This window comes from Paraburkholderia sediminicola (assembly GCF_046027825.1).
In the GTDB taxonomy this organism is placed as follows: domain Bacteria; phylum Pseudomonadota; class Gammaproteobacteria; order Burkholderiales; family Burkholderiaceae; genus Paraburkholderia; species Paraburkholderia sediminicola_D.
This window is the reverse complement of the sequence record NZ_JAQQDU010000067.1, coordinates 1-19,651: the sequence shown is the minus strand read 5'-3', so window position 1 is coordinate 19,651 and position 19,651 is coordinate 1. Positions and strand designations below refer to the sequence as shown.

Sequence of the window (19,651 nt, the reverse complement as noted above, 5' to 3'; positions counted from 1 at the left end):
CCATGCGGTGGCCGTCCCCGTTTTGCATGTTGTGCCGGCGCCGGCGATCATGTCTGCGCGAGCGAGTACCACATCACACCGTCGTCGCGCAGTTCGCGATTGACTTCGCCACGCCCCATCAGATAGTTCAGGCATGCCAGGCCTTCGCCCGTGGCGAGACTGAGTTGAGACATATCCGACTCGCTGATGGTGCGAGCAAATAGCGCGCCAAATATATCGACGGTCCGCCGCGGTTCGCTGAGCGCCTGCCGCAACCGTTCGAGGCTGCGGTCCTGGCTGCGCTGCAAATGATCCAGACGCGCGTGCAAGCCGTAGAAACAGTCGTTGTGGGCCGGGAGCACCAGCACGTCGTCCGGGACCTGTTCCTGCAGTTTGGCGATCGACGCATACCAGTCCGCCATGGGGTTAGCGTCCGGTTCTAGCGGATAGACCGATACGTTCGATGAGATCCGTGGCAGCACCTGATCGCCGGAAATGAACAACTTCAGTTCCGGACAATACAGACACGCGTGTTCAGGCGAATGGCCCGTGCCGACGATCACGCGCCAGACGTGTTTGCCAATCACGATTTCCTCCGCGTCATGCAAGCGCCTAAAGCTGTCCGGCAGCGCGTGAATGTGCTGCCCGAAGCGGCCGAACCGTGCGCGATAGAGCTCGATTGCCGCTGCGCTCCAGCCCGCGCGCCGATAGAAGTCCACGCCATCGCCGGGCGCTTCGCGGCCCGTGTCTGAGGCGGCGACGCGGCAATTCAGATATTCGAGGCGAGTCATCCACAGGCGGCAGTCGAAAGTACGCGTAAGCCAGCCTGCCATACCCACGTGATCGGGGTGCATGTGCGTGACGAAAACGCGCGTGACAGGGCGGCTCGCGGAAGACCCGGTGCAAAGGCGACGCCATAAGGCTGTGGCGGCGTCAGTGCGTGCTCCTGTGTCGACGATGGCCCAGCCGTCGCCGTCCGCGATCGTCCACACGTTGATGTGATCGAGCGAGAAGGGCAGTGGCATGCGAATCCATTGCACGCCTGGCGCGACTTCCAGTGCGTTTCCGGGCGTGGGCGGCGAATCGAATGGGTAGCTTACGGAAGGAAGCGCGTTGGCGGCTGACGCGGTGCGAGTGACATGGGTCATGGTTGGGCTCCGCAAGACGTCGGTCAACGGATGGCGCGAGTGAGCGGCCGGCGCGAAGTCCACGCGCGCTCAAGATTCGAAGTGCAAACGCCGGCATGCGTTTTGACGCATGCCGGCGAAGACAAACTCCCGGACGAAAGCCGGGACATTTCACATTACTGCAGATTGCCCGCGACCGCGATGGTCTGGCCGGTGATGTAGTTCGACTCGGGCGAGCAGAACAGGTAGACGCCGCCTGCCGCTTCTTCCGGCGTGCCGCCGCGACCGAGCGGATTGCGTTGCGTGTGCATTTTCAGTGCTTCGGGATTGACGCCCACCCGGATATCGCGTCCTTCGATCTGCACGGTTGCCCCAGCGTGGGCGTCGGCCATCGTCATGCGCGTGTGGATCAGACCAAATGCCACGCAATTCACGTTGACGTTAAAGCGTCCCCATTCGCGGGAGAGCGCTCGGGTCATGCCGATCACCCCGGCCTTGGCCGATGAGTAATTCATCTGCCCGGCATTACCGTTGAGCGCGGACGTCGACGAGATGTTGACGATCTTGCGGTACACATCGCGGCCCGCTTCCTTGTCGGCGGCATGCAGCGCCTTGATGTGCGGGTAAGCCGCACGCAGGATACGAAAAGGCGCCGTCATGTGGCAGTCGATGATCGCGTACCACTGCTCGTCGGTCATCTTCTGGACCACGTCGTCCCAGGTATAGCCGGCATTGTTGACGATGATGTCGATGCTCTTGAACGTGCTCATCGCCGTGTTGACGAAACGCTCGGCGAAGTCCGGCGCGCTCACGTTGCCCGGGCACGCTACGGCTTCCACGCCCATTTTCTTCAGCACTTCGACCGTTTCGTGCGCCGGGTCGGCGTCGAGGTCGTTGATGACGAGGCGCGCGCCTTCGCTCGCCAGTTTCTCCGCAATCGCGCGGCCGATGCCGCGACCCGAACCGGTGACGAGCGCCACCTTACCGTCAAGCTTTCCCATGTTTTCGTCTCCTTGATTGATGCAAATTACAGGGCGATCACGGCGTCGCCGAGGACGCGCGGTTCGCCATATTGATTGGCCGTTTGAATCTCCACTTTCACACGACGCTCGCCTTCGGCCTCGAACTTGTCGACTACGCGGCCACTGCACGTGATCTGGTGTCCAAGATGCGTGATGCCGACAAAGCGCACGCCAAACTGGCGCAGTTGCCGCTGGTCGACCCACAGCGTGAGCAGACGGCCGAGGTAGGCCATCGACAGCATGCCGTGGGCGAATACGTCGGGCATGCCGGCACGGCGCGCGAAGTCGAGGTCGATGTGGACCGCGTTGTGATCGCCTGAGGCGCCGGCAAAGAGCGCCAGCGTCGTGCGGTTGATGGGCGCGAGCGTCAGCGGCGGCAGCGTGTCGCCTACCTTGACGTCGTCGAACAATGTGCTCATTCGTGTCTCTCCTCAGCCGTTGCGGTGCACGAGCACGCTGCGCAAATCGGCCACATGCTCGCCTTTCTGATTAGTCACGCGTGTCTCGCGCACCACGAAATCGAGTGCGCCGCCTTTCTTGTCGTAGATGTCAGCGATGCGGCACTCGAAGTGCAATACGTCGCCCGCATACGCCATCTGGTGATAGGTGAATGACTGTTCACCGTGCAGGATGCGCGCGACCTGAATGCCGATCTCGTCGCGCCAGCTTTTGTCCGGTTGCTCCAGTTCCACTGAGAACAGGAAGGTGGGCGGCACAGGCAGACCGGGGTGGCCCGCGTCGCGGGCGGCGGACTCGTCGAAGTAGACGGGGTTGGTTTCGCCCGTTGCCTTGGCGAAAAATCGCAATCGGCCCGCTTCGACCACGGTGCGAAACGCGGGAATGACTTTGCCTATATGCTTTTTATCGATCATGTCGAACACTCCGTCAGAAGCGGCCCATTAGGCGGCCTTGTACACGGTCGTGACGCACGCGCCGCCGAGCCCCAGGTTGTGCGCCAGCGCGACCTTCGCGCCTTCGACCTGGCGTTGATCGGCAGTGCCACGCAGCTGATGCGTCAGTTCGTAGCATTGCGCGAGGCCGGTTGCGCCCAGCGGGTGCCCCTTCGACAGCAGGCCGCCCGACGGATTGACCACCCACTTGCCGCCATAGGTGTTGTCGCCGTCGTTGACGAGTTTTTCCGCTTCGCCTTCGCCGCATAAACCAAGACCTTCATAGGTCAACAGTTCGTTTTGCGCGAAGCAGTCGTGCAGCTCGATCACGTCGATGTCTTCCGGACCGACGCCTGCCTGCTCATACGCGAGCGCAGCGCCGGCGCGTGTCATGTCGAAGCCGACCACGCGGATCATGTCGCGCGAGTCGTACGTGCTCGGGAGGTCGGTGGTCAGGGACTGGCCGGCAATCAGCACATTGGTGCGCAAGCCGCGTTTGCGGGCGAATTCTTCCGACACCACGATTGCGGCCGCTGCGCCGCAAGTCGGCGGGCAGGCCATCAGTCGCGTGAGCACGCCTTCCCAGATCATCGGCGAGGCCAGCACTTCTTCCGGCGTCACGACGGTGCGGAACACGGCCAGCGGATTGCGCGCTGCGTGCTGGCTCGCCTTCGCGCGAATCTTCGCGAACGTTTCGAGCTTCGTGCCGTACTTTTCCATGTGAGCCCGGCCGGCGCCGCTGAACTGGCGAATCGCGCTCGGCAGATCGGTGCGATCGACCAGTTCATTGACCAGTCTCAGCGCACGTTCGAGCGCCGGTGCACGGTCACTCCACTTCGACGACAACGCGCCCGGCTGCATGAACTCGAAGCCCACCGCGAGCGCGCAATCGACCGCGCCGCTTTGCACAGCCTGACGCGCGAGAAACAGCGCGGACGAACCCGTCGCGCAGTTGTTGTTCACGTTGATGACCGGAATGCCGGTCATGCCTACGTGGTAAAGCGCTTTCTGACCGCAGGTCGAGTCGCCGTACACATAGCCCGCGTAGGCCTGCTGCACGTCCGCGTAATCGATCCCGGCGTCGGCCAGCGCGTCGCGCACAGCGCCCGCGCCCATCACGTCATAGGGATCGCTGGTGCCTGGCTTCTTGAACGGAATCATGCCGACGCCGGCTACGAAGACATTACGAGTCATATTATTGCTCCTTGGTATGGGATGTTCGGATTACAGCTTGCGGGAGATGAGGTCGCGCATGACCTCGCTCGTGCCGCCATAGATACGGTTGACGCGCGCATCGGCGAAGGCTCGGGCCACCGGGTACTCCAGCATGTAGCCGTAGCCACCGTGCAGCTGCACCATGTCGTCGAGCGCCTTGCCGAGCGATTCGGTGGCGAACAGCTTGGCGATAGCGGCTTCTTCCAGCGTGAGACGCCGGCGTACGTGTTCGGCGAGGTAGTGATCGACCAGCACACGCACGGCGGTCGCCTGCGCCTTGATGTCGGCCAGCTTGAACTTCGTGTTCTGGAAGTCCCACACGGTCTGATTGAAAGCCCGGCGGTCCTTGACGTAGTTGATCGTGTGCTCGAGACAGGCTTCGAGTTTTGCGGCAGCGCCGATTGCAATCGAGAGCCGCTCCTGCGGCAGCTCGCCCATCAGATACGCGAAGCCTTTACCCTCTTCACCCAGACGGTTGGTCACGGGCACGCGGACGTTGTCGAAGAACAGCTCGGCTGTGTCCTGCGAGTGCATGCCGACCTTGTCGAGCTTGCGGCCACGGCGGAATCCTTCACGGGTCGCTTCGACGACGATCAGGCTCACACCTTTGGAGCCCGCGCTGGGATCGGTCTTGCAGACCAGAATGATCAGATCGGCGTTCAGGCCATTGCTGATGAAGGTCTTGCTGCCGTTGATGACGTATTCGTCACCATCGCGAATGGCGGTAGTTCGGATAGCCTTCAGATCGCTGCCGGTGCCGGGTTCGGTCATGCCGATTGCGAGAATGGACTCGCCGGTACAGGTCTTCGGCAGCCATTTCTGCTTCTGCTCTTCATTGCCGATGCGGGCGATATAGGGGGCGATGACGTCCGAGTGAACGCCAAAGCCGAGGCCGCTCAAGCCGGCGCGATTCGTTTCCTCATTGAGGATCGCCGCATGGCCGAAGTCGCCGCCGCCGCCGCCGTATTCTGTCGGCAGCGTGAGGCACAGCAAACCCTCGCGGCCTGCCTTTAGCCACGTCTCGCGGTCGACACGGCCGGCCTTGTCCCACTCGGCCTGTTTGGGAGCGCACTCCCGCTCAAGGAAGCGACGCACCGTGGTGCGCAGCATTTCATGGTCTTCACGGAAAACGGTGCGGGTGATTTGCATTACTAAATTCCTTTAAATGAATCTGGCGTTAGTCCGTGGACGGGGTTATCGCGCGCAGGCGATATGCGCGGCGACCTCGGGGTGATAGAGCTCGTCGATCAGATGCGCGCGGCGCGCGCGGGTGACCGCCTGGTTGACGTAGCCTTTTTCAGCGATTTCATTGGCGTCGATCGAAGGGGGCTCGGCCATCAGCATCACGCGTTCGACGGCCCGGCTGGCGCCACCCCCTTTCTGCGAGGCGAGCCGATCGCGCAGCGCGGCGACGACGACTGGATGCTTGACCAGCGCTGCAGTGTCCAGTTCGGCCAGCTCAGGGAAAAGGCGCCGGCACGCCGCCACATTCGGCCACGCGAGCGCGGCGAGAAAATCGTGATCGTGGCCGCAGATCACCGCGTCGGAAATGAGCGGCGCACACAGGTCGAGCAACCCGAGCCGCACCGCACCCGTCCGTACCCAGGTGCCATTGGTGAGTTTGAAGTCCTCGACCACCCGGCCGGCGAACAGCAGACCCTCGCCTGGATCGGCGGGGTCGGCGAGGCGCACGGCGTCGCCCAGGCGGAAGTAGCCTTCTTCGTCGAAAGCAGCCGCGGTGAGCGCAGGGTTGCCGATGTAGCCGGCGAAGACATTGGCGCCACGCATGCGTATTTCGTAGCGCCCGTCATCGCCTTCGAGCGGCAGCAGTTTGACTTCCGAGCCGGGCACCGGACCGCCAATGTTGCCGAGATCGCTGGATGGCCAGCCGCAATAGGTACCCATTCCGCTCGTCTCGGTACAAGCGAGGCCCGTGGAGAATACGATGCGTTTGCCGACGGTCTTGACGGCGGCTTGCTGGATGCGGTGCCAGACGGCCGTCGGCAGGCTCGCCCCGCCGTAGCCGAAGTACTGCACGTCAGCGAACAGGCTGCGGGCCAGCACAGGGTCGCGCTCGAGTTCACCCGCCAGCACGGCCCACGCGGAAGGCACGCTGGTGAAGATGGTGGGCGAGACTTCGCGCAGGTTGCGCACGGTCCGTTCGATAAGCCCCGGCAGCGGCCGGCCGTCGTCGATATGGTGGGTTGCACCGAACTGGATCGAGCGCCCGAGGTTCAGGACCCCGCCCAGGCCGTGATGCCATGGCAGCCAGTCGAGAAATACGGGCTGGGATTCCCGAAGCCAGCCAAGGTTGTCGGCGTAGTAGGACGCGACCGCCTTGAAGTTGCGGTAGGCGAGCGGCACGCCTTTCGGCGTTCCGGTCGAGCCTGATGTGAAGAGCACGCGAACGGTGTCGCTCTCGCGAATCGCTGCATGCGCCGTGGCGACCGCCTCGACACGCGCTGGGCTTAGGTCGGTGGCGAGCAGGCCGGCCCATGTGCGATGCGCGTTGACGCCGTTGCGGACAGCGATGACCGGTGTTTGCGCGGGTGCAAAAGCAGCGAGGGCCGTGATGGCCCGTTCGAACTGCGTTGCATCCTGCACGAACACGGCTGCGGGCGGGACCAGTTCGAGCACGCCTTTCAGACGGGCAAAGTCCTTGCTGACCGTCGAATAAGCGGGCGATACCGGCGCAGTAGGAATGCCGACATACTCGGCCGCGAGCAGTAGCACGGCCTGCTCGATCGAGTTGCCCGACAGCAGGATCAGTGGACGCTCCCGGCCCAAGCCCATTTCCAGAAGCGCGGCCGCGACGGTCTGCAACTGCCGCCACAGCTCGCGCCAGCTGATCGAGCGCCATGCCCCGTTTTCATCCCGTTCGCGGAACGCCGGGCTGTCACCGCGGAGGGCTGCCCAGGCTGGAATGAAGTCGGCGAAGCTGTTCTCGGTGATATTGGGGGGCGAGCTGGCCGAACTCAGAATCAGCGTGCCGTCGGAACGGCGTTCAACCAGCGGACGCCGCTCCGGAAAGCGTACGGGACGGTAGGGGGCTACCGCGTATTCATCAGCCGTGAGCGTAGTCATTACGCCTGTCTCCTGAGCTTCAGTGCGCGTCATGGTGCGCACTGGCATTGGGTTTTATGGGGTGCGCCTGCCGCGAATCGGCTGCGGCAACTTCTTGAGTTGTAGGATAGTGTGTCCTGGCCGCAACGGAACCACCCAAGGTGGGTGGCGCGAGGCCTCGGGTTTGCGGCCTGCAGGGGCGTTTCTCATGGAGGCATGAGCTGGATCCATGGCTGGACGCAGCGGGATGCCTCAGCGCGCCTGCTGGCGCGTCAGTCTGCCTCGTCGGCCGTGCCGCTAACAGGTGGCGAACCCAGTTCGAAGTCGCGCACGCGTGCGACCGCCTCGTCGCGGCTCGTCACGCCAAGCTTGCCGTAGATGTTCTTCAAGTGCCATTTAACGGTTTCAGGCGAGATACCGAGCGTGCGGGCGATTTTCTTGTTCGGCAATGCCTGCGCGAGCAAGCTTACGACGCGGGTTTCGCGCTCGCTGAGCATCTCAGCGCCGACAATGGGCGCGCTCCGGCCGGCGCTCTGAAGCGTCGGCGCCGCGCCGCTGCTGAGGGTCGCCTGGTGAGCGGCTTGCAGCCGACTCACATAAAAGGACAATACCGGGTCGTGTGGCTCGCCTTGCACGACCTTCACGATGAGATCCAGTGCGCCGGGGTCCGCATCGAGCAGGCTACGCACCAGGCCGAGCCGATGGCCGCGGCGCAGCGCCGCGAGTACGGCGTGGCGCGCGGCGTCGGTTCGGCCGCGCCGGGCATCGACCACGGCGGCTTGCATCTGGAAATAGGCGACATGCCGTTGCCAGCCGCGCGTTTCGCAAAAGGGAATCAGCAACTGAAGGCGCATCGCGGCGCCCTCGAAATCCTCGTGGGCAACACACCAGTCGATATGCGAGCGTTCTGCCATCGCGTGGATTTCCGCGATGGTTCCCGACGGCGTGGACGCGAACCGTGCCGCCATCATGTCAAGGCGCGCCAGTCCGGCTTCTGCTGCATCGAACTGACCGCATAACAGATGCCGATGGATCTGCTCGGCCACACTGTGGGCGACGAGCCGCTGCAAGCCGTGCTGCAAAGCGTATTCCTCGAGGCGTTCGAGGTACGCGAAGGCGTCCAGCCGGTGTCCGGCTACCCAGTGAACCGCCGACAGCACGGTCAGGACGCGCAGCACTGAGTCGGGAATGGACACGCGCTCGAGCACGTCGATGCGGTCCTCCAGCAGTTTGCGTGCCGCCTCCAGGTCGCTGAACTCGTATAGCACTTCACCGAGCAGCGCGGCTGCGAAACACGCGGCTTCCGCGGCGGCGCTGCCACGCTGATCGGCCTCGAACAGCACGTCACGGCTGATGCGCTCGACCTGAATGAACTTGCCTTCCAGCGCATAGCTGAACCCCGCGATGCAGCGGCCGTTCAACAGGCCGGCCGACGTGCCCATGATCGGCTGGCCGTCCACCAGAAGATGCGGTGCCTCACGCTGAATGCGCCGTGCCTCTTCGTACTCGCCGCGTCGCATGTAGACCCACGACAGCAGGTTATTGCGTCCGCCCACGGTCAGGCTATCGGCGTCCGCGGGGATTTGCTGCATCAGCGGCAAGACGGACATGGCCTCGTCCGTGTCGTCGCGTTGCACCGCAAGCGCGGCCTGCAACAGGATGAGACGGTAGCGCGAATGCGTGTCGCTTGCGGGAATGTCGCCCTGCAGACGGGCAATGCCCGCGGCACAGGCGTCGAATTCACGTGCATACAGATGCAGATGCACCATCCATAGCCGCAGGCCAATGCGGGTCTGCACTTCGGCGACGGGTAGCAGGCGGATCAGCCCGATCAGCTTGCGCAGATCACCTTTGATCTGCATGGTGCGGGCGACCCGCAGGACGAGGTCGGCCGCGGCCGCCGATTCGCCGGCGAGCAACGCATGGCGCACCGCCTCGTCGGGTTGCTCGTGATCGCGGAACCAGACCCACGCGGCCAGATGCACCTCGCGTTGATGCAGTTCGCTGCGGGCGTGAAAGCGCTCGAGCAGTGTTTCGCGAAAGAGGGGATTCAGTCGGTACCATGTCTCGCTGCCTGCACTTTCGATGGGGGCGATGAACAGGTTGTCGCTTTCCAGTCTTGCCAGCAGCGCATGCACTTCGGCAGGCGATTGCTCATCACCGATCAATGCAACGCATAGCGGCGCGCACAACCGCGTGCAGCTCGCCATTCTGACCAGGAGTTCCACCTCCGGGGGGGCAAGGCGCGACAACACCTCGCGCTCGAAATATTCAGCGAAGCCGCGGGCGTCATGAAGCTGGGCGTGCGCGAGCGAATCGGCCGACGTATTGTCCTCCGCGCCTTGCTTCTTTTTTTTCAGTCGCATGGCGAAGAGTTGCAGGCCTGCGACCCAGCCATCTGTCTGTTCGTGCATGCGCCGTGCATCGCGCTGATCGATCTCGCCAAGCTGTGCTTTGAGGAATGCTTCGGACTCGGCAGCCGTAAAGCGCAGGTCGCGCATGTCCAGTTCCAGCACGAGTCCCTGATCGCGCGGACGTCCCAGCGAAAGGGGTACCGTGCCGCGCGAGACGAGCACGAGATGAAGGTTCGCCGGCGCGTAGTCGAGCAGCCATTGCAACGCTTCATGGTTTCGCGCGTTGGCGACGTGGTGCAGGTCGTCGAGCACCAGCACGACGTCGTTGGGATGGCTGGCGATGCCGCGTACCAGCGCGATCACCGTGCGTTCGACGGCTTCGTCGTCCATGCCGCGGCCGCCCAGCAACGTGGCTTCGCGGCACATGGCGGGGTCGACCTGAGAGAGGCTTGCGACGAGGTAGTCGAGAAAGTGCGTGAGGTCGTTGTCTTCCGGTGCGAGCGTCAGCCAGGCGATATCGAAGCCGAGCGACAGCAGCGCCTCGCGCCATGCAATCACCACGCTTGTCTTGCCACACCCGGCGGGCCCTTGAAGGACCACGCAACGTTTGCGCCTTGCGTCGAGCAACTGCGTGAGCAGCCGTTCACGCGCGACGATGCGCGCGGCGCCGCGCGGCGGAATCAACCTGGGATCAGCTTTGGATTTTGCTGTGCTGGGGTTGGCACGGCCCTGGTCCTCGGGACGGGGATTCTGCGGCATGGTGACCTGCGCTTTGCGCGCCCCGGTTTCGCGCCGCGTCGGCGCCAGCCAAAGGACGAAATGAGTGTTGGCACATTGTAGCGCAGCACAGGTAACGTTTTCACACACGGAAGGCGGCGTCTTTCGCCGTCATCCGCTCACTCATCCCTTTTGATCGGCGCGTTGGGCGCCAGCTTGACCTTCAGTGTGCGCGGCGCCGTGTTTGCGCTGCGACACAATTCTGACGACATCGCCGCCGGCGCGCCACGCATAGCAGCTGTCGACCATCGGATGTGCCTGAGCGCTGCTCGCGTTGTCAGCCGGCGCGCTCTTTCTGGCAGTGCTGCTGCGCAAGCCCATCAGCGTTTGAATGGCCGTCGTGGCGATGGGGCCAAGCAGCTCGGTCAAATGCGTGCAGCCGCTTGGGCCGGCGAGACGGTTTTTCACCTCTTTCATGAAGCCCGCGCCAATGGAGAGGCCCTTCAGGCTGCCGTAAGCCGCATTGATTTCGGCGCAAAAGCGGCTCGGGCCGACGTCGGTATGGGCCTCGATATGGCGAATCACGAGTTGTGCGTCGATCGTGACAACCAGGCGCATTTCGTGAATTGGCGAGCCGGCCGGCACGACCTTGAAAAGCAGATCGGAATCATGGCCTTTCGTATCGACCATGCTGCCCTCGATGTCGAACAGGCCGTCGTCCCGCTCATATCCCATGCAGACGATGCGGCGGGCATGCACGAGCCGCCGCATGGATTGATCCGATCGGGTTTCGGACATAGCTATCTCGCTTGTAGAGGAGTTCATTCGATTGGCGCCTGGCACATCAGGACTGACTCTCGTCGAAATCCATCATGCAGTCGCCACCCGGATCGGGTGGAGAGGCCCGGTACGCGCTCTGTATGCCTGAATAAATTCGCCCGGACCCGAACCGGGTGGTGAAACGCATCGCGTTTGCGCGATGCCTTCCCCGCTCGGGGTATTCCCGTCCCCCCTCGGTTCGGGTAGGTGATCTGTCCGAACCTCCCTGCAATATGGGCTCGCAATGATTGGCCGTGCGATGGCGCGGCCCTCATTCTGCAAACATAACAAGGAGACATGCATGCGTTTCATGAGTCAGGGTATTTGCGGGGCTACATTGTTGCTTGCCGCGGGCGGCGCAATGGCCCAGTCGAGTGTGACTTTGTATGGGGTGGCCGACGTATTTGTTCAGTACCTTGACAATGGCGGCAACCATTCGTATTCCGAAAGAAGCGGCGGATCGACCGGTTCCTTATTCGGCTTGAAGGGTAATGAGGATCTCGGCGGCGGATGGAATGCGGTGTTCGACGTCGAAAACGGCTTCAACATCAACAACGGCGCTTTTTTTGCCGACAGCACTGCGATGTTCTATCGCCAGTCGTGGGTGGGGCTGAAGGACAACACGTATGGCTCGCTGACATTCGGCCGTCAATACCAGCCGAGCTTCTGGGCGGTTTATTTTACCGACCCGTTCCGCGGCAACGAAGTGATGTCGCCGCTCGCGGCGGCCGACCTGGCCAGCGCCACGGACAAGTCGACCCTCGCCACGCAGTACGTTTCCGGGCGGACCAGCAATTCGATCGTCTATACGTCGCCGGATCTGCGAGGTGCGCACTTCTATGCGATGTACGCGATGCCGTCGACAGTGACCCAGCCGGTGCCGGTCTCGTCAGGCGCGATGCTCGATCTGGCCGCGAACTACTCGGGCTATGGTTTCTACGCGGGCGTGGGTTATCAATATCAGCACGGCTCGCAGGAGACGGCGCCGTTGGTCGCCACGGCGCCGACCTTGCTGACCAGCTTCAATCTGATGGCAACCGAGCACTTTACGGGCGCGATCGCTTATCGCCTCGGCATCGTAAACTTCACGTTCAACTATTCATATAATCGGCCCAAGGATCCGCCTGCCGGCGCGCTCGTGACGATTACGCCCGCGGTGAAGCTTCCGCTTGACTCGCTGGTCCACGCGTACAGCATCATGGAGCTGGGTGCGACGATTCAGGCCACGGCTGCCGATAACATCGAGATCGCCGGCATCGAACGGGACGTGCGAGGTGTTCACGACAACACTCCGGGTATCGAGGTTGGCGTCGATCACAGCTTGTCGAAGCGCACGAGCCTCTACATGCGCGCGGGCTACCTGAAGAACAACGGCAGCGCGAACATGAGCTGGCCTGGCGTGACGGGCGTAGCTGCCGGTTCGAAGCAGGTCGTCGCGGTAGTGGGGATGACGCATCGCTTTTAACGGGATTCATGCGGCGGGCGGCGTTGAACTCTGAGGCCGCTTGCCAGCCTGTTCTATCTAATAACCGAAAAAACGGAAAGAGTATCCATGAAAGCTACCCATGCAATCCGCCTTGTTTGCGGCGCGCTCGTCGTGCTGACGTCTCTGAACCTGTCTGCTCAGGAAAGCGCTGCGGCTTCCGCAACCGCAAAGCCTGCCGCATCCGACGCGAAGGCCTTCAAGGCCGCCGACCGTGCGCTGCAAAAGGATGTGCTTCGCGCGCTCAGCAAGACGAAAGGACTCAGAGTCGCAGCGATTACGGTTCGCGCGCGTAACGGCGTTGTGACGCTGGAAGGAACCGTGCCGGAACAGTCGCAGGTTGGGTTGGCGACTCAGGTGGCTGAAGGTGTCGAGGGTGTGAAGTCGGTGACGAATGCGCTGACCCTGTCTACGCTGTAACCGCACTTCAGGCATCTTTGCCGTAGCGAAAAGGGCTGCTCATCGAAAATGAGCAGCCCTTTTTCACGACAATACGCGCAACACGTCAGATCGTTACCGACTTGCACTCCAGGAACTCCGAGAGACCCTCGTGTCCATACTCGCGGCCGTTGCCGGATGTTTTATAGCCGCCGAAGGGCACCGTAATGTCCAGCATGGCGCCATTGATCCGCACCGATCCGACCCGCAGGCGGGCAGCCACGCGGCGTGCGCGTTCGGGATTGCTGGTGGCGATGTAGCCGGCAAGACCAAAGTCGGTATCGTTGGCAATCGCGATGGCTTCTTCTTCGCCGTCGTGCGGGATCATCACGAGCACCGGGCCGAAAATCTCCTCGCGCGCGATGGCCATGTCATTGCGTACGTCAGCGAAGACGGTGGGCCGGGCATAGAAACCGCGTTCGAGTCCTTCCGGGCGTCCGGGGCCGCCGGCGGCGAGTCGCGCGCCTTCCTCGATGCCAACGCGAATCATGTGCTGCACCTTCTCGTATTGCGCGCGGTTGGAGATCGGGCCCATCTTCGTGGCGGGGTCCGCCGGGTCGCCCACCTTCACCGCGTTGGCGACCGCGGCGGCGATGGTAACCGCCTCGTCATATCGATCCCGCGGCACCAGCATGCGTGTCGGCGCCACGCAGGTCTGCCCGGAGTTGACCATGCATTGGGCTACGCCGCTCGTCACGGCGGCCTGCAGGTCGGCGTCGTCAAGGATGAGGAGGGGCGATTTGCCGCCGAGTTCCTGCGCGACCCGTTTGACTGTGGGCGCCGCGCTGATGGCCACTTCCACACCGGCCCGCGTCGAACCGGTGATCGACACCATGTCCACGTCGGGATGGGAGGACAGGCGCGATCCCACGACGCGTCCTTCGCCATAGATCATGTTGAAGACACCGGCCGGTGTGCCGGCCTCGTGCATGATCTCGGCAAAGACGATCGCGTCCAGCGCGGAGATTTCGGACGGTTTCAGCACGATCGTGCAGCCCGCCGCGAGGGCCGGAGCGACCTTGGCGGCGATCTGATTGAGCGGCCAGTTCCATGGCGTGATCAGCGCCGCGACACCGACCGCTTCACGACGCACATAACTCTTGCCGTGGCTGCTTTCGAACTCGAAGGTACGCAGCGTTTCCAGCGCCGCCTGGAGTTGCGCGAGACCAATGGGCGCCTGCAGATTCTTGCATAGCGTGACGGGCGCGCCGATCTCGGTGCGCACCGCTTCGGCGATATCGTCGAGGCGCGCGCGATACCGTTCGATAATCCGTTCGAGCAGGGCGATCCGCTCCTCGCGGCTCGATTCCGACCAGGCCGGAAACGCAGCGCGCGCGGCGGCGACGGCACGGTCGGCATCTTCCACGGTGCCCATCGCGAGCTTGCCTGTCAGCATCTCCGTGGCCGGATCGACCATGTCCATCAGCGTGCTGCCGGTGGAGGGGGCGACCCATTTGCCGTCGATGTAGAAGCTGTTCAGTATTTTCATTTCGTTTTCCTCAGGTTATCCGGGGATGCTTCCGGATCTCAAGCGCTGATTGGGCGATCGCCGATCACTGTCGCACGCATCATGTGACGTGGCGCTGGGAAGTAGTCCTGCACTGCGTAGTGCTGGCACGAACGGTTGTCCCAGAACGCGATGGTGTTCGGTTGCCATTTCAGACGGACCTGGTATTCGGGCGCCTGGGCCTGGCGGAACAGATACTGCAGCAGATCCATTTCGGCGAGCTTGTAGTCGAAGCCGATGCGATAATCGCGCGCCGTCGTGCGGCCGTAATTCGACAGGTGAGTGGTGAAAGCTTCGTTGACGTAGAGGATTTTCTCACCGGTTTCCGGGTGGATGCGTACCACCGGATGCTCGACAGGCGGGAATTTAACGCGCATCGCATCGTGCTGATCTTCGGGAACGGCAATGCCGAATAGCGGGAGAAAATCGTGAACTGCCTTGAGGTTCGAGAGGCGCGCCTTGACGTCATCGGGCAGATTCTCGTAAGCCGCCACCATGTTGATCCAGATGGTGTCGCCGCCCACCTCGGGGCATTGCACGCAACGCAGCATCGAACCCATCGACGGGATCTCGCGCCACGAGACATCGGAGTGATAGAGATTTTCACGTCCGCGTGTCTTGTCGTTGCGACCCAGTATCACCAGTTCCGGGTGGTCCGGATGATGCGGAAACGCGGGATGGACTTCCAGTTCACCGAAGCGCCGCGCCACCGCGACGTGCTGTGCCGGGCTGATGTCCTGGTCGCGGAAGAACAGCACCTTGAACTTCAACAGCGCGCGGCGCAGCGCCAGGTAGGTCGCGTCATCGAGCGGATTGCGCAGGTCTATGCCGCCAATCGCGGCACCGATGGTGGGTGTGTAACGCTCGACGGTGAACGGCCAGGCTTCGGAATCCGCTTGCGTCGTTGCAGGATTGGGGGCGGTCGCTGTTGCTTGCATGTCATGTCTCCGTTTGACTGGAGCCCGCAGACACCGCGGGACGTGTCTCGTCGCCGCGGCTGGCGGGCAGTTGCTGATAGGCGGACGCGATTCGCGTAAGCCTGATTACTGCTTCTTCCATCGGCGTGCAGCCCGCCTGGGCCACACGCAGCCGGCGAGGGTTTAGCTGCCGCCGGCGCGGATCAGATCAGCAGCTTTCTCGCCGATCATGATGGCGGGCGCGTTGGTGTTGCCGCCGATCAGCGTCGGCATGATCGACGCGTCGGCCACACGCAGACCTTCTATACCGCGCACGCGCAAGCTCGGGTCGACCACCGCCATCTCGTCGATCCCCATCTTGCAGGTGCCGACCGGGTGATAGACGCTATCGGCGCGACTGCGCACGAACGCGCGAATCGCGTCTTCGTTCGAATCGTCCGGTCCGAAGTCGTCGGTGTGCAATTCCTTGCCACCCGCGTTGGCCAGCGCCGATTGTGCGAAGATGCGGCGCACGATCCTGACACCGGCGACGAGCGTTTCGAGGTCCGCCTCGGCCGACAGAAAGCGGGGGTCGATTAATGGGGTGTCACGCATGTCCGCGGTGCGCAGCCGCACGTTGCCGCGGCTCTGGGGGCGCAGGATGTAAGCATGACAGGAGTAACCATGCCCCAGTTGGCGGCGGTTCGCTACGCTGCCATTGCCGAGCAACGCGAGAACGAAGGCCAACTGCAAGTCCGGGAGGGCCAGGTCGGGACGGCTCTTCACGAAGGCGCCCGCTTCCGCGAAGTTGGAGCTGATCATGCCGGTGCGATCGCGCCGGTAACGCAACACCTCGGAGGCGAGCCGCAGAAAACCGGCCGTCGAATAGCCGTACAGATCGGTGGACTTCACCTGTTTGTTGACGATGACGTCCAGGTGATCCTGCAGATTCTCGCCGACGCCGCGCAGGTCTTGCACCACATCGATGCCGAGGCTGCGCAGATGCTCCGCCGGACCGATGCCGGAAGTCATGAGGAGTTGCGGCGAGTTGAAAGCGCCGCAGCTAAGGACGATTTCGCGCCGGGCGCGCAATGTCTGCTTGACACCCGCTCGCACTACGCTGACGCCGCTTGCCCGTTTGCCTTCGAACGCGAGGCGCAGCACGTGCGTATCCGCGAGCACGTCGAGGTTCGTACGGCCGCCGTTCAGGCCGGCATCGCGGGCGTTTCCGCCATGCAGATAAGCGCGCGCCGCGTTCCAGCGCTCGCCGTTATATTGCGTGACCTGATAGAGGCCGGCGCCTTCCTGCTCTGCGCCGTTGAAGTCTGCGTTCAGCGGATAGCCGGCCTGCTGCGCTGCTGCGACGAAACGCTGCGAGAACGGATTGGGCGTACGCAGGTCGCTGACGTGCAGGGGGCCCACGCCACCGTGCCACGGATCGTCGGTGCGTCCGGCGACGCGTTGATTGCATTCGCTGCGGCGGAAGTAGGGCAGCACGTCGTCGAAGCCCCAGCCTGAGCAACCGAGGCTCGCCCATTCGTCGTAGTCGTTGCGGTGCCCGCGAATATAGACCATGCCATTGATCGACGAGCTGCCGCCCAACCCCCGGCCGCGCGGCTGGAAGGAAGGCCGGCCGTCAAGGCCGGCCTGGTGCTCGGTGTGGTACGCATAGTTGCGCGGGCCAGCCTTTCTCGCCGTTGCTGCCAGGCCGATCGGAGCCCATACGCTGATGTGATGGTCATGCGGACCGGCTTCCAGCAGAGCGACCGTGACCGCGGGATCTTCCGCCAGTCGGGCGGCCACCGCGCAGCCGGCCGAACCTGCGCCGACGACGATATAGTCGTATTCCGCTGCGAACGCTTTGTTGTCAGCGCCTTTTCCAGGTTTGTTCATGACACCTTTGTCGGTTGAATGGAGCTCGCGCTGCGATCGGGGTTTCGCCCGGAAGCTGCCGGCCCGTCACGCGAGCCAGATGCGCGGGATGTCTGCTTGTGTCCGCTTGTGTCCGCTTATGTCAGTTATGCCGCGGCTTGCGTGACAAAATGGTTCAGCATCCTGTGCGAACGCTCAGGATGAAGCCAGCGCAGCGCGGCGAGCGCGGAGACGGTTAACAGCGCGGCACTCACCACGAAGCCGAGTTCATACGCATGGCTATTGCCGCTGCCATACAGCTGGACGAGCCGGCCCATCGCCACGGGTGCGAATGCGGCGCCAAGGCTTGCGAGCGCCGTGTGAATGGCGACCAATGAACCGCGCTGGACGTCCGGCACCATTTCGGCGAGCAGCGCAGGAGCGAGCGTGAAACTCAGCGTCGGCAACGCACATGCCATTGCCAGCAGCGCCACTTTCTGCAGGGGCAGCAGATGGAACAGCGTCGGCACGATGTAGATCAGGGCGCCGCCGACGGCGCTCAGACAGATCAGATGAACCCGCGCCCGGCGGGTCGTGGCGCCGCGTTCGAGCATGCGCTGGGATAGCCAGCTCAGTCCGACATTGACCGGCGTGGCCGTTGCGATCACGACGGCAAAGCAGCGGCCTGCTTCGACACCAGTGAAACCCAGACCCCTTTCCAGGTAGGTTGGCAGCCATGTCAGGGTCAGGCCCAACGTCCAGTAGGCCGTGAATCCCAGTGCAAACACGCAGAGGATTGAACGGTCCGTCAGAATCCGCCGATAGGGCAGGCGGTACGATGGCGCGGTCGCCGAGCTCCGGTCCACATTGCTCTGCGGGGAGGAGGCGGCTCGCTGCTTGCCGAGGTCCCCTTCGCGACCGAAATACAGCCACAGCGCGCTCCATATCGCGCCCACCGCGCCGAGTAGCAGAAAGTTCATGCGCCAGCCCCACTGTCTTGTGACGAGCGGGATCAGCAGGCCAGCCAGCAACATCCCCATGGCCGCCCCCTGGTTGATCATCGCGACCGGCAGATTGCGTTTGCGGTCGGGAAACCATTTGTACAGCGCATGCACGGACACCGGAAACGACGGTCCCTCGGCGGCCCCGAGCATGACGCGGCAGATCAGCAGCCCAACCGCGCTCGTCGTCATGGCCTGCGGCACCTGGAGCAGCGCCCAGCTAAGGCCCATCGCGAGCAGCAACCAGCGGGTCGGGAAGCGGTTTGAAAGAAATCCCACCAGGACAGTCGACGTCGAAAAAAGCCAGAAAAAGCTGCCGGCGACCAGTCCGAATTTTTCCGGCGATAGATGCAGTTCGGCCGTCAGCGGGACGGCTACCAGCCCCAGCACGATTTTGTCGAGGAAATTGATCAGGGCGAGACCCGTCAGCAGGAGGGTCATCGTCCATGCCGATCGTGCCCGGAAATCAGAGGAAGCGGTCATGGGCAGTCTCATTGACGTACGGTGCCGTCGCGTCGGGGCGCACCGGAAAGGACTCGACGCGAGCGACGGTGCTTGACCGCGCGGCGCCGGTGGCCGCGGGGCTCCTTGTTTCCATCTATGTCTCCTTTAATCTTTTTTCCCTGGTGGACTTCGCTGTCCGTCCCGGTACTGCTGGTTTGTAGCGTCACGGTAATGGTTTGGGGAGGGGGGGCAACCACCCGGAACAGGTAGTCCAGGGAAAACCTTGTTCGCTGGGCCGTGCTGCGCGCCATGACCGGCGCTCCACCCGATCGGGGTAGTGGCGTTGAAGCGACGCGGGCTTATCGTTGATGCCGGAGTTTTTGCATGGACGGGGGATGTTTAGTCAATCGCCGTCGCGCACGTGGCGCTATGCATGGATGCTGGTCTGGGACAAGTGGAGTCGCATTGAGAACCGAACAATCGTCGTTGCGCGGTCTGGTCGAACGGTGGCTGAGGCCGGGTTCGCAGATGCGTGTGCGCGTCACGCGCTTCGGGTATTGCCGGACGAACCGCTGGCGTTACGCCTGCGTGGAATCGGCGCGGCCCTCGGGCGACCTGTCGATTATTTTCTTCCGCCACGAAGACGGCTCGTGGCACGTATTTCCCCCCGAAAAGAAGCGTCCGGCGATGAATGTCGCGCGAATGCCGGCCTCGCCGTGCACGGACTTTGGTTATCGAAGTGAAATGTCAGGCTCCGTGAGCTTGATGTAGGACATATTTTAAAAAATTTGGAGACCGACGCAGTGTGTATCTCGACAGTCCTCGAAGATGACTTTGCGCCAACG

The 19,651-nt window shown here is 63.1% G+C and carries 16 protein-coding genes; 3 read left to right on the top strand and 13 right to left on the bottom strand.

What is annotated here, in order from left to right; translation table 11 throughout:
- Positions 1-47: 47 nt before the first annotated feature.
- The 9 genes from PQQ96_RS29420 to PQQ96_RS29380 all read right to left on the bottom strand — a co-directional run bounded on the left by PQQ96_RS29420 (position 48) and on the right by PQQ96_RS29380 (position 11,165).
- The gene (locus PQQ96_RS29420; RefSeq protein ID WP_408299136.1) at positions 48-1,127 is read right to left on the bottom strand and encodes an MBL fold metallo-hydrolase; all 1,080 of its coding nucleotides are present in this window, start codon (positions 1,125-1,127) and stop codon (positions 48-50) included.
- A 155-nt stretch (positions 1,128-1,282) separates the two neighbouring features.
- Positions 1,283-2,107, bottom strand: a complete 825-nt coding sequence (locus tag PQQ96_RS29415; RefSeq protein ID WP_408299134.1) for an SDR family NAD(P)-dependent oxidoreductase — start codon at positions 2,105-2,107, stop codon at positions 1,283-1,285.
- Positions 2,108-2,133: 26 nt separating this feature from the next.
- Positions 2,134-2,547, bottom strand: coding sequence for a MaoC family dehydratase (locus PQQ96_RS29410; RefSeq protein WP_408299132.1), 414 nt, complete (start codon positions 2,545-2,547; stop codon positions 2,134-2,136).
- Between the two features lie 12 nt (positions 2,548-2,559).
- Positions 2,560-3,000 (bottom strand): MaoC family dehydratase N-terminal domain-containing protein, encoded by a 441-nt coding sequence (locus PQQ96_RS29405; protein ID WP_408299130.1) that lies wholly within the window; start codon positions 2,998-3,000, stop codon positions 2,560-2,562.
- Positions 3,001-3,027: 27 nt separating this feature from the next.
- On the bottom strand, positions 3,028-4,212 hold the full coding sequence (locus tag PQQ96_RS29400) for a lipid-transfer protein (RefSeq protein WP_408299128.1): 1,185 nt from the start codon (positions 4,210-4,212) through the stop codon (positions 3,028-3,030).
- A 30-nt stretch (positions 4,213-4,242) separates the two neighbouring features.
- A complete protein-coding gene (locus PQQ96_RS29395; protein WP_408299126.1) occupies positions 4,243-5,382 on the bottom strand; it encodes an acyl-CoA dehydrogenase family protein in 1,140 nt (379 codons plus the stop codon).
- Between the two features lie 45 nt (positions 5,383-5,427).
- On the bottom strand, positions 5,428-7,317 hold the full coding sequence (locus PQQ96_RS29390; protein ID WP_408299124.1) for a feruloyl-CoA synthase: 1,890 nt from the start codon (positions 7,315-7,317) through the stop codon (positions 5,428-5,430).
- A gap of 251 nt (positions 7,318-7,568) precedes the next feature.
- Entirely contained in the window at positions 7,569-10,409 is a 2,841-nt protein-coding gene (locus PQQ96_RS29385) for a winged helix-turn-helix domain-containing protein (protein WP_408299122.1), read from the bottom strand.
- A 141-nt stretch (positions 10,410-10,550) separates the two neighbouring features.
- The gene (locus tag PQQ96_RS29380; protein ID WP_408299120.1) at positions 10,551-11,165 is read right to left on the bottom strand and encodes a DUF2889 domain-containing protein; all 615 of its coding nucleotides are present in this window, start codon (positions 11,163-11,165) and stop codon (positions 10,551-10,553) included.
- A 322-nt stretch (positions 11,166-11,487) separates the two neighbouring features.
- On the opposite strand from PQQ96_RS29380, the gene PQQ96_RS29375 reads away from it, so the two are divergent.
- Positions 11,488-12,651 (top strand): porin, encoded by a 1,164-nt coding sequence (locus tag PQQ96_RS29375; RefSeq protein ID WP_408299118.1) that lies wholly within the window; start codon positions 11,488-11,490, stop codon positions 12,649-12,651.
- Between the two features lie 87 nt (positions 12,652-12,738).
- Positions 12,739-13,089: a BON domain-containing protein gene (locus PQQ96_RS29370; protein ID WP_408299116.1), complete on the top strand. Its 351-nt coding sequence runs from the start codon at positions 12,739-12,741 to the stop codon at positions 13,087-13,089.
- A gap of 85 nt (positions 13,090-13,174) precedes the next feature.
- Here PQQ96_RS29370 and PQQ96_RS29365 read toward each other — a convergent pair whose 3' ends face one another.
- The 4 genes from PQQ96_RS29365 to PQQ96_RS29350 all read right to left on the bottom strand — a co-directional run bounded on the left by PQQ96_RS29365 (position 13,175) and on the right by PQQ96_RS29350 (position 18,845).
- Positions 13,175-14,596 carry an aldehyde dehydrogenase family protein gene (locus tag PQQ96_RS29365; protein ID WP_408299114.1) on the bottom strand — a complete coding sequence of 474 codons (1,422 nt, stop codon included), beginning with the start codon at positions 14,594-14,596 and terminating at the stop codon, positions 13,175-13,177.
- A gap of 38 nt (positions 14,597-14,634) precedes the next feature.
- The gene (locus tag PQQ96_RS29360) at positions 14,635-15,552 is read right to left on the bottom strand and encodes a TauD/TfdA dioxygenase family protein (protein WP_408299112.1); all 918 of its coding nucleotides are present in this window, start codon (positions 15,550-15,552) and stop codon (positions 14,635-14,637) included.
- 162 nt (positions 15,553-15,714) lie between these two features.
- Positions 15,715-17,403 (bottom strand): GMC family oxidoreductase, encoded by a 1,689-nt coding sequence (locus PQQ96_RS29355; RefSeq protein WP_408299110.1) that lies wholly within the window; start codon positions 17,401-17,403, stop codon positions 15,715-15,717.
- Between the two features lie 125 nt (positions 17,404-17,528).
- Positions 17,529-18,845 carry an MFS transporter gene (locus PQQ96_RS29350; RefSeq protein WP_408299108.1) on the bottom strand — a complete coding sequence of 439 codons (1,317 nt, stop codon included), beginning with the start codon at positions 18,843-18,845 and terminating at the stop codon, positions 17,529-17,531.
- A 426-nt stretch (positions 18,846-19,271) separates the two neighbouring features.
- On the opposite strand from PQQ96_RS29350, the gene PQQ96_RS29345 reads away from it, so the two are divergent.
- Positions 19,272-19,577 (top strand): hypothetical protein, encoded by a 306-nt coding sequence (locus PQQ96_RS29345; protein ID WP_408299106.1) that lies wholly within the window; start codon positions 19,272-19,274, stop codon positions 19,575-19,577.
- Positions 19,578-19,651: the final 74 nt, after the last annotated feature.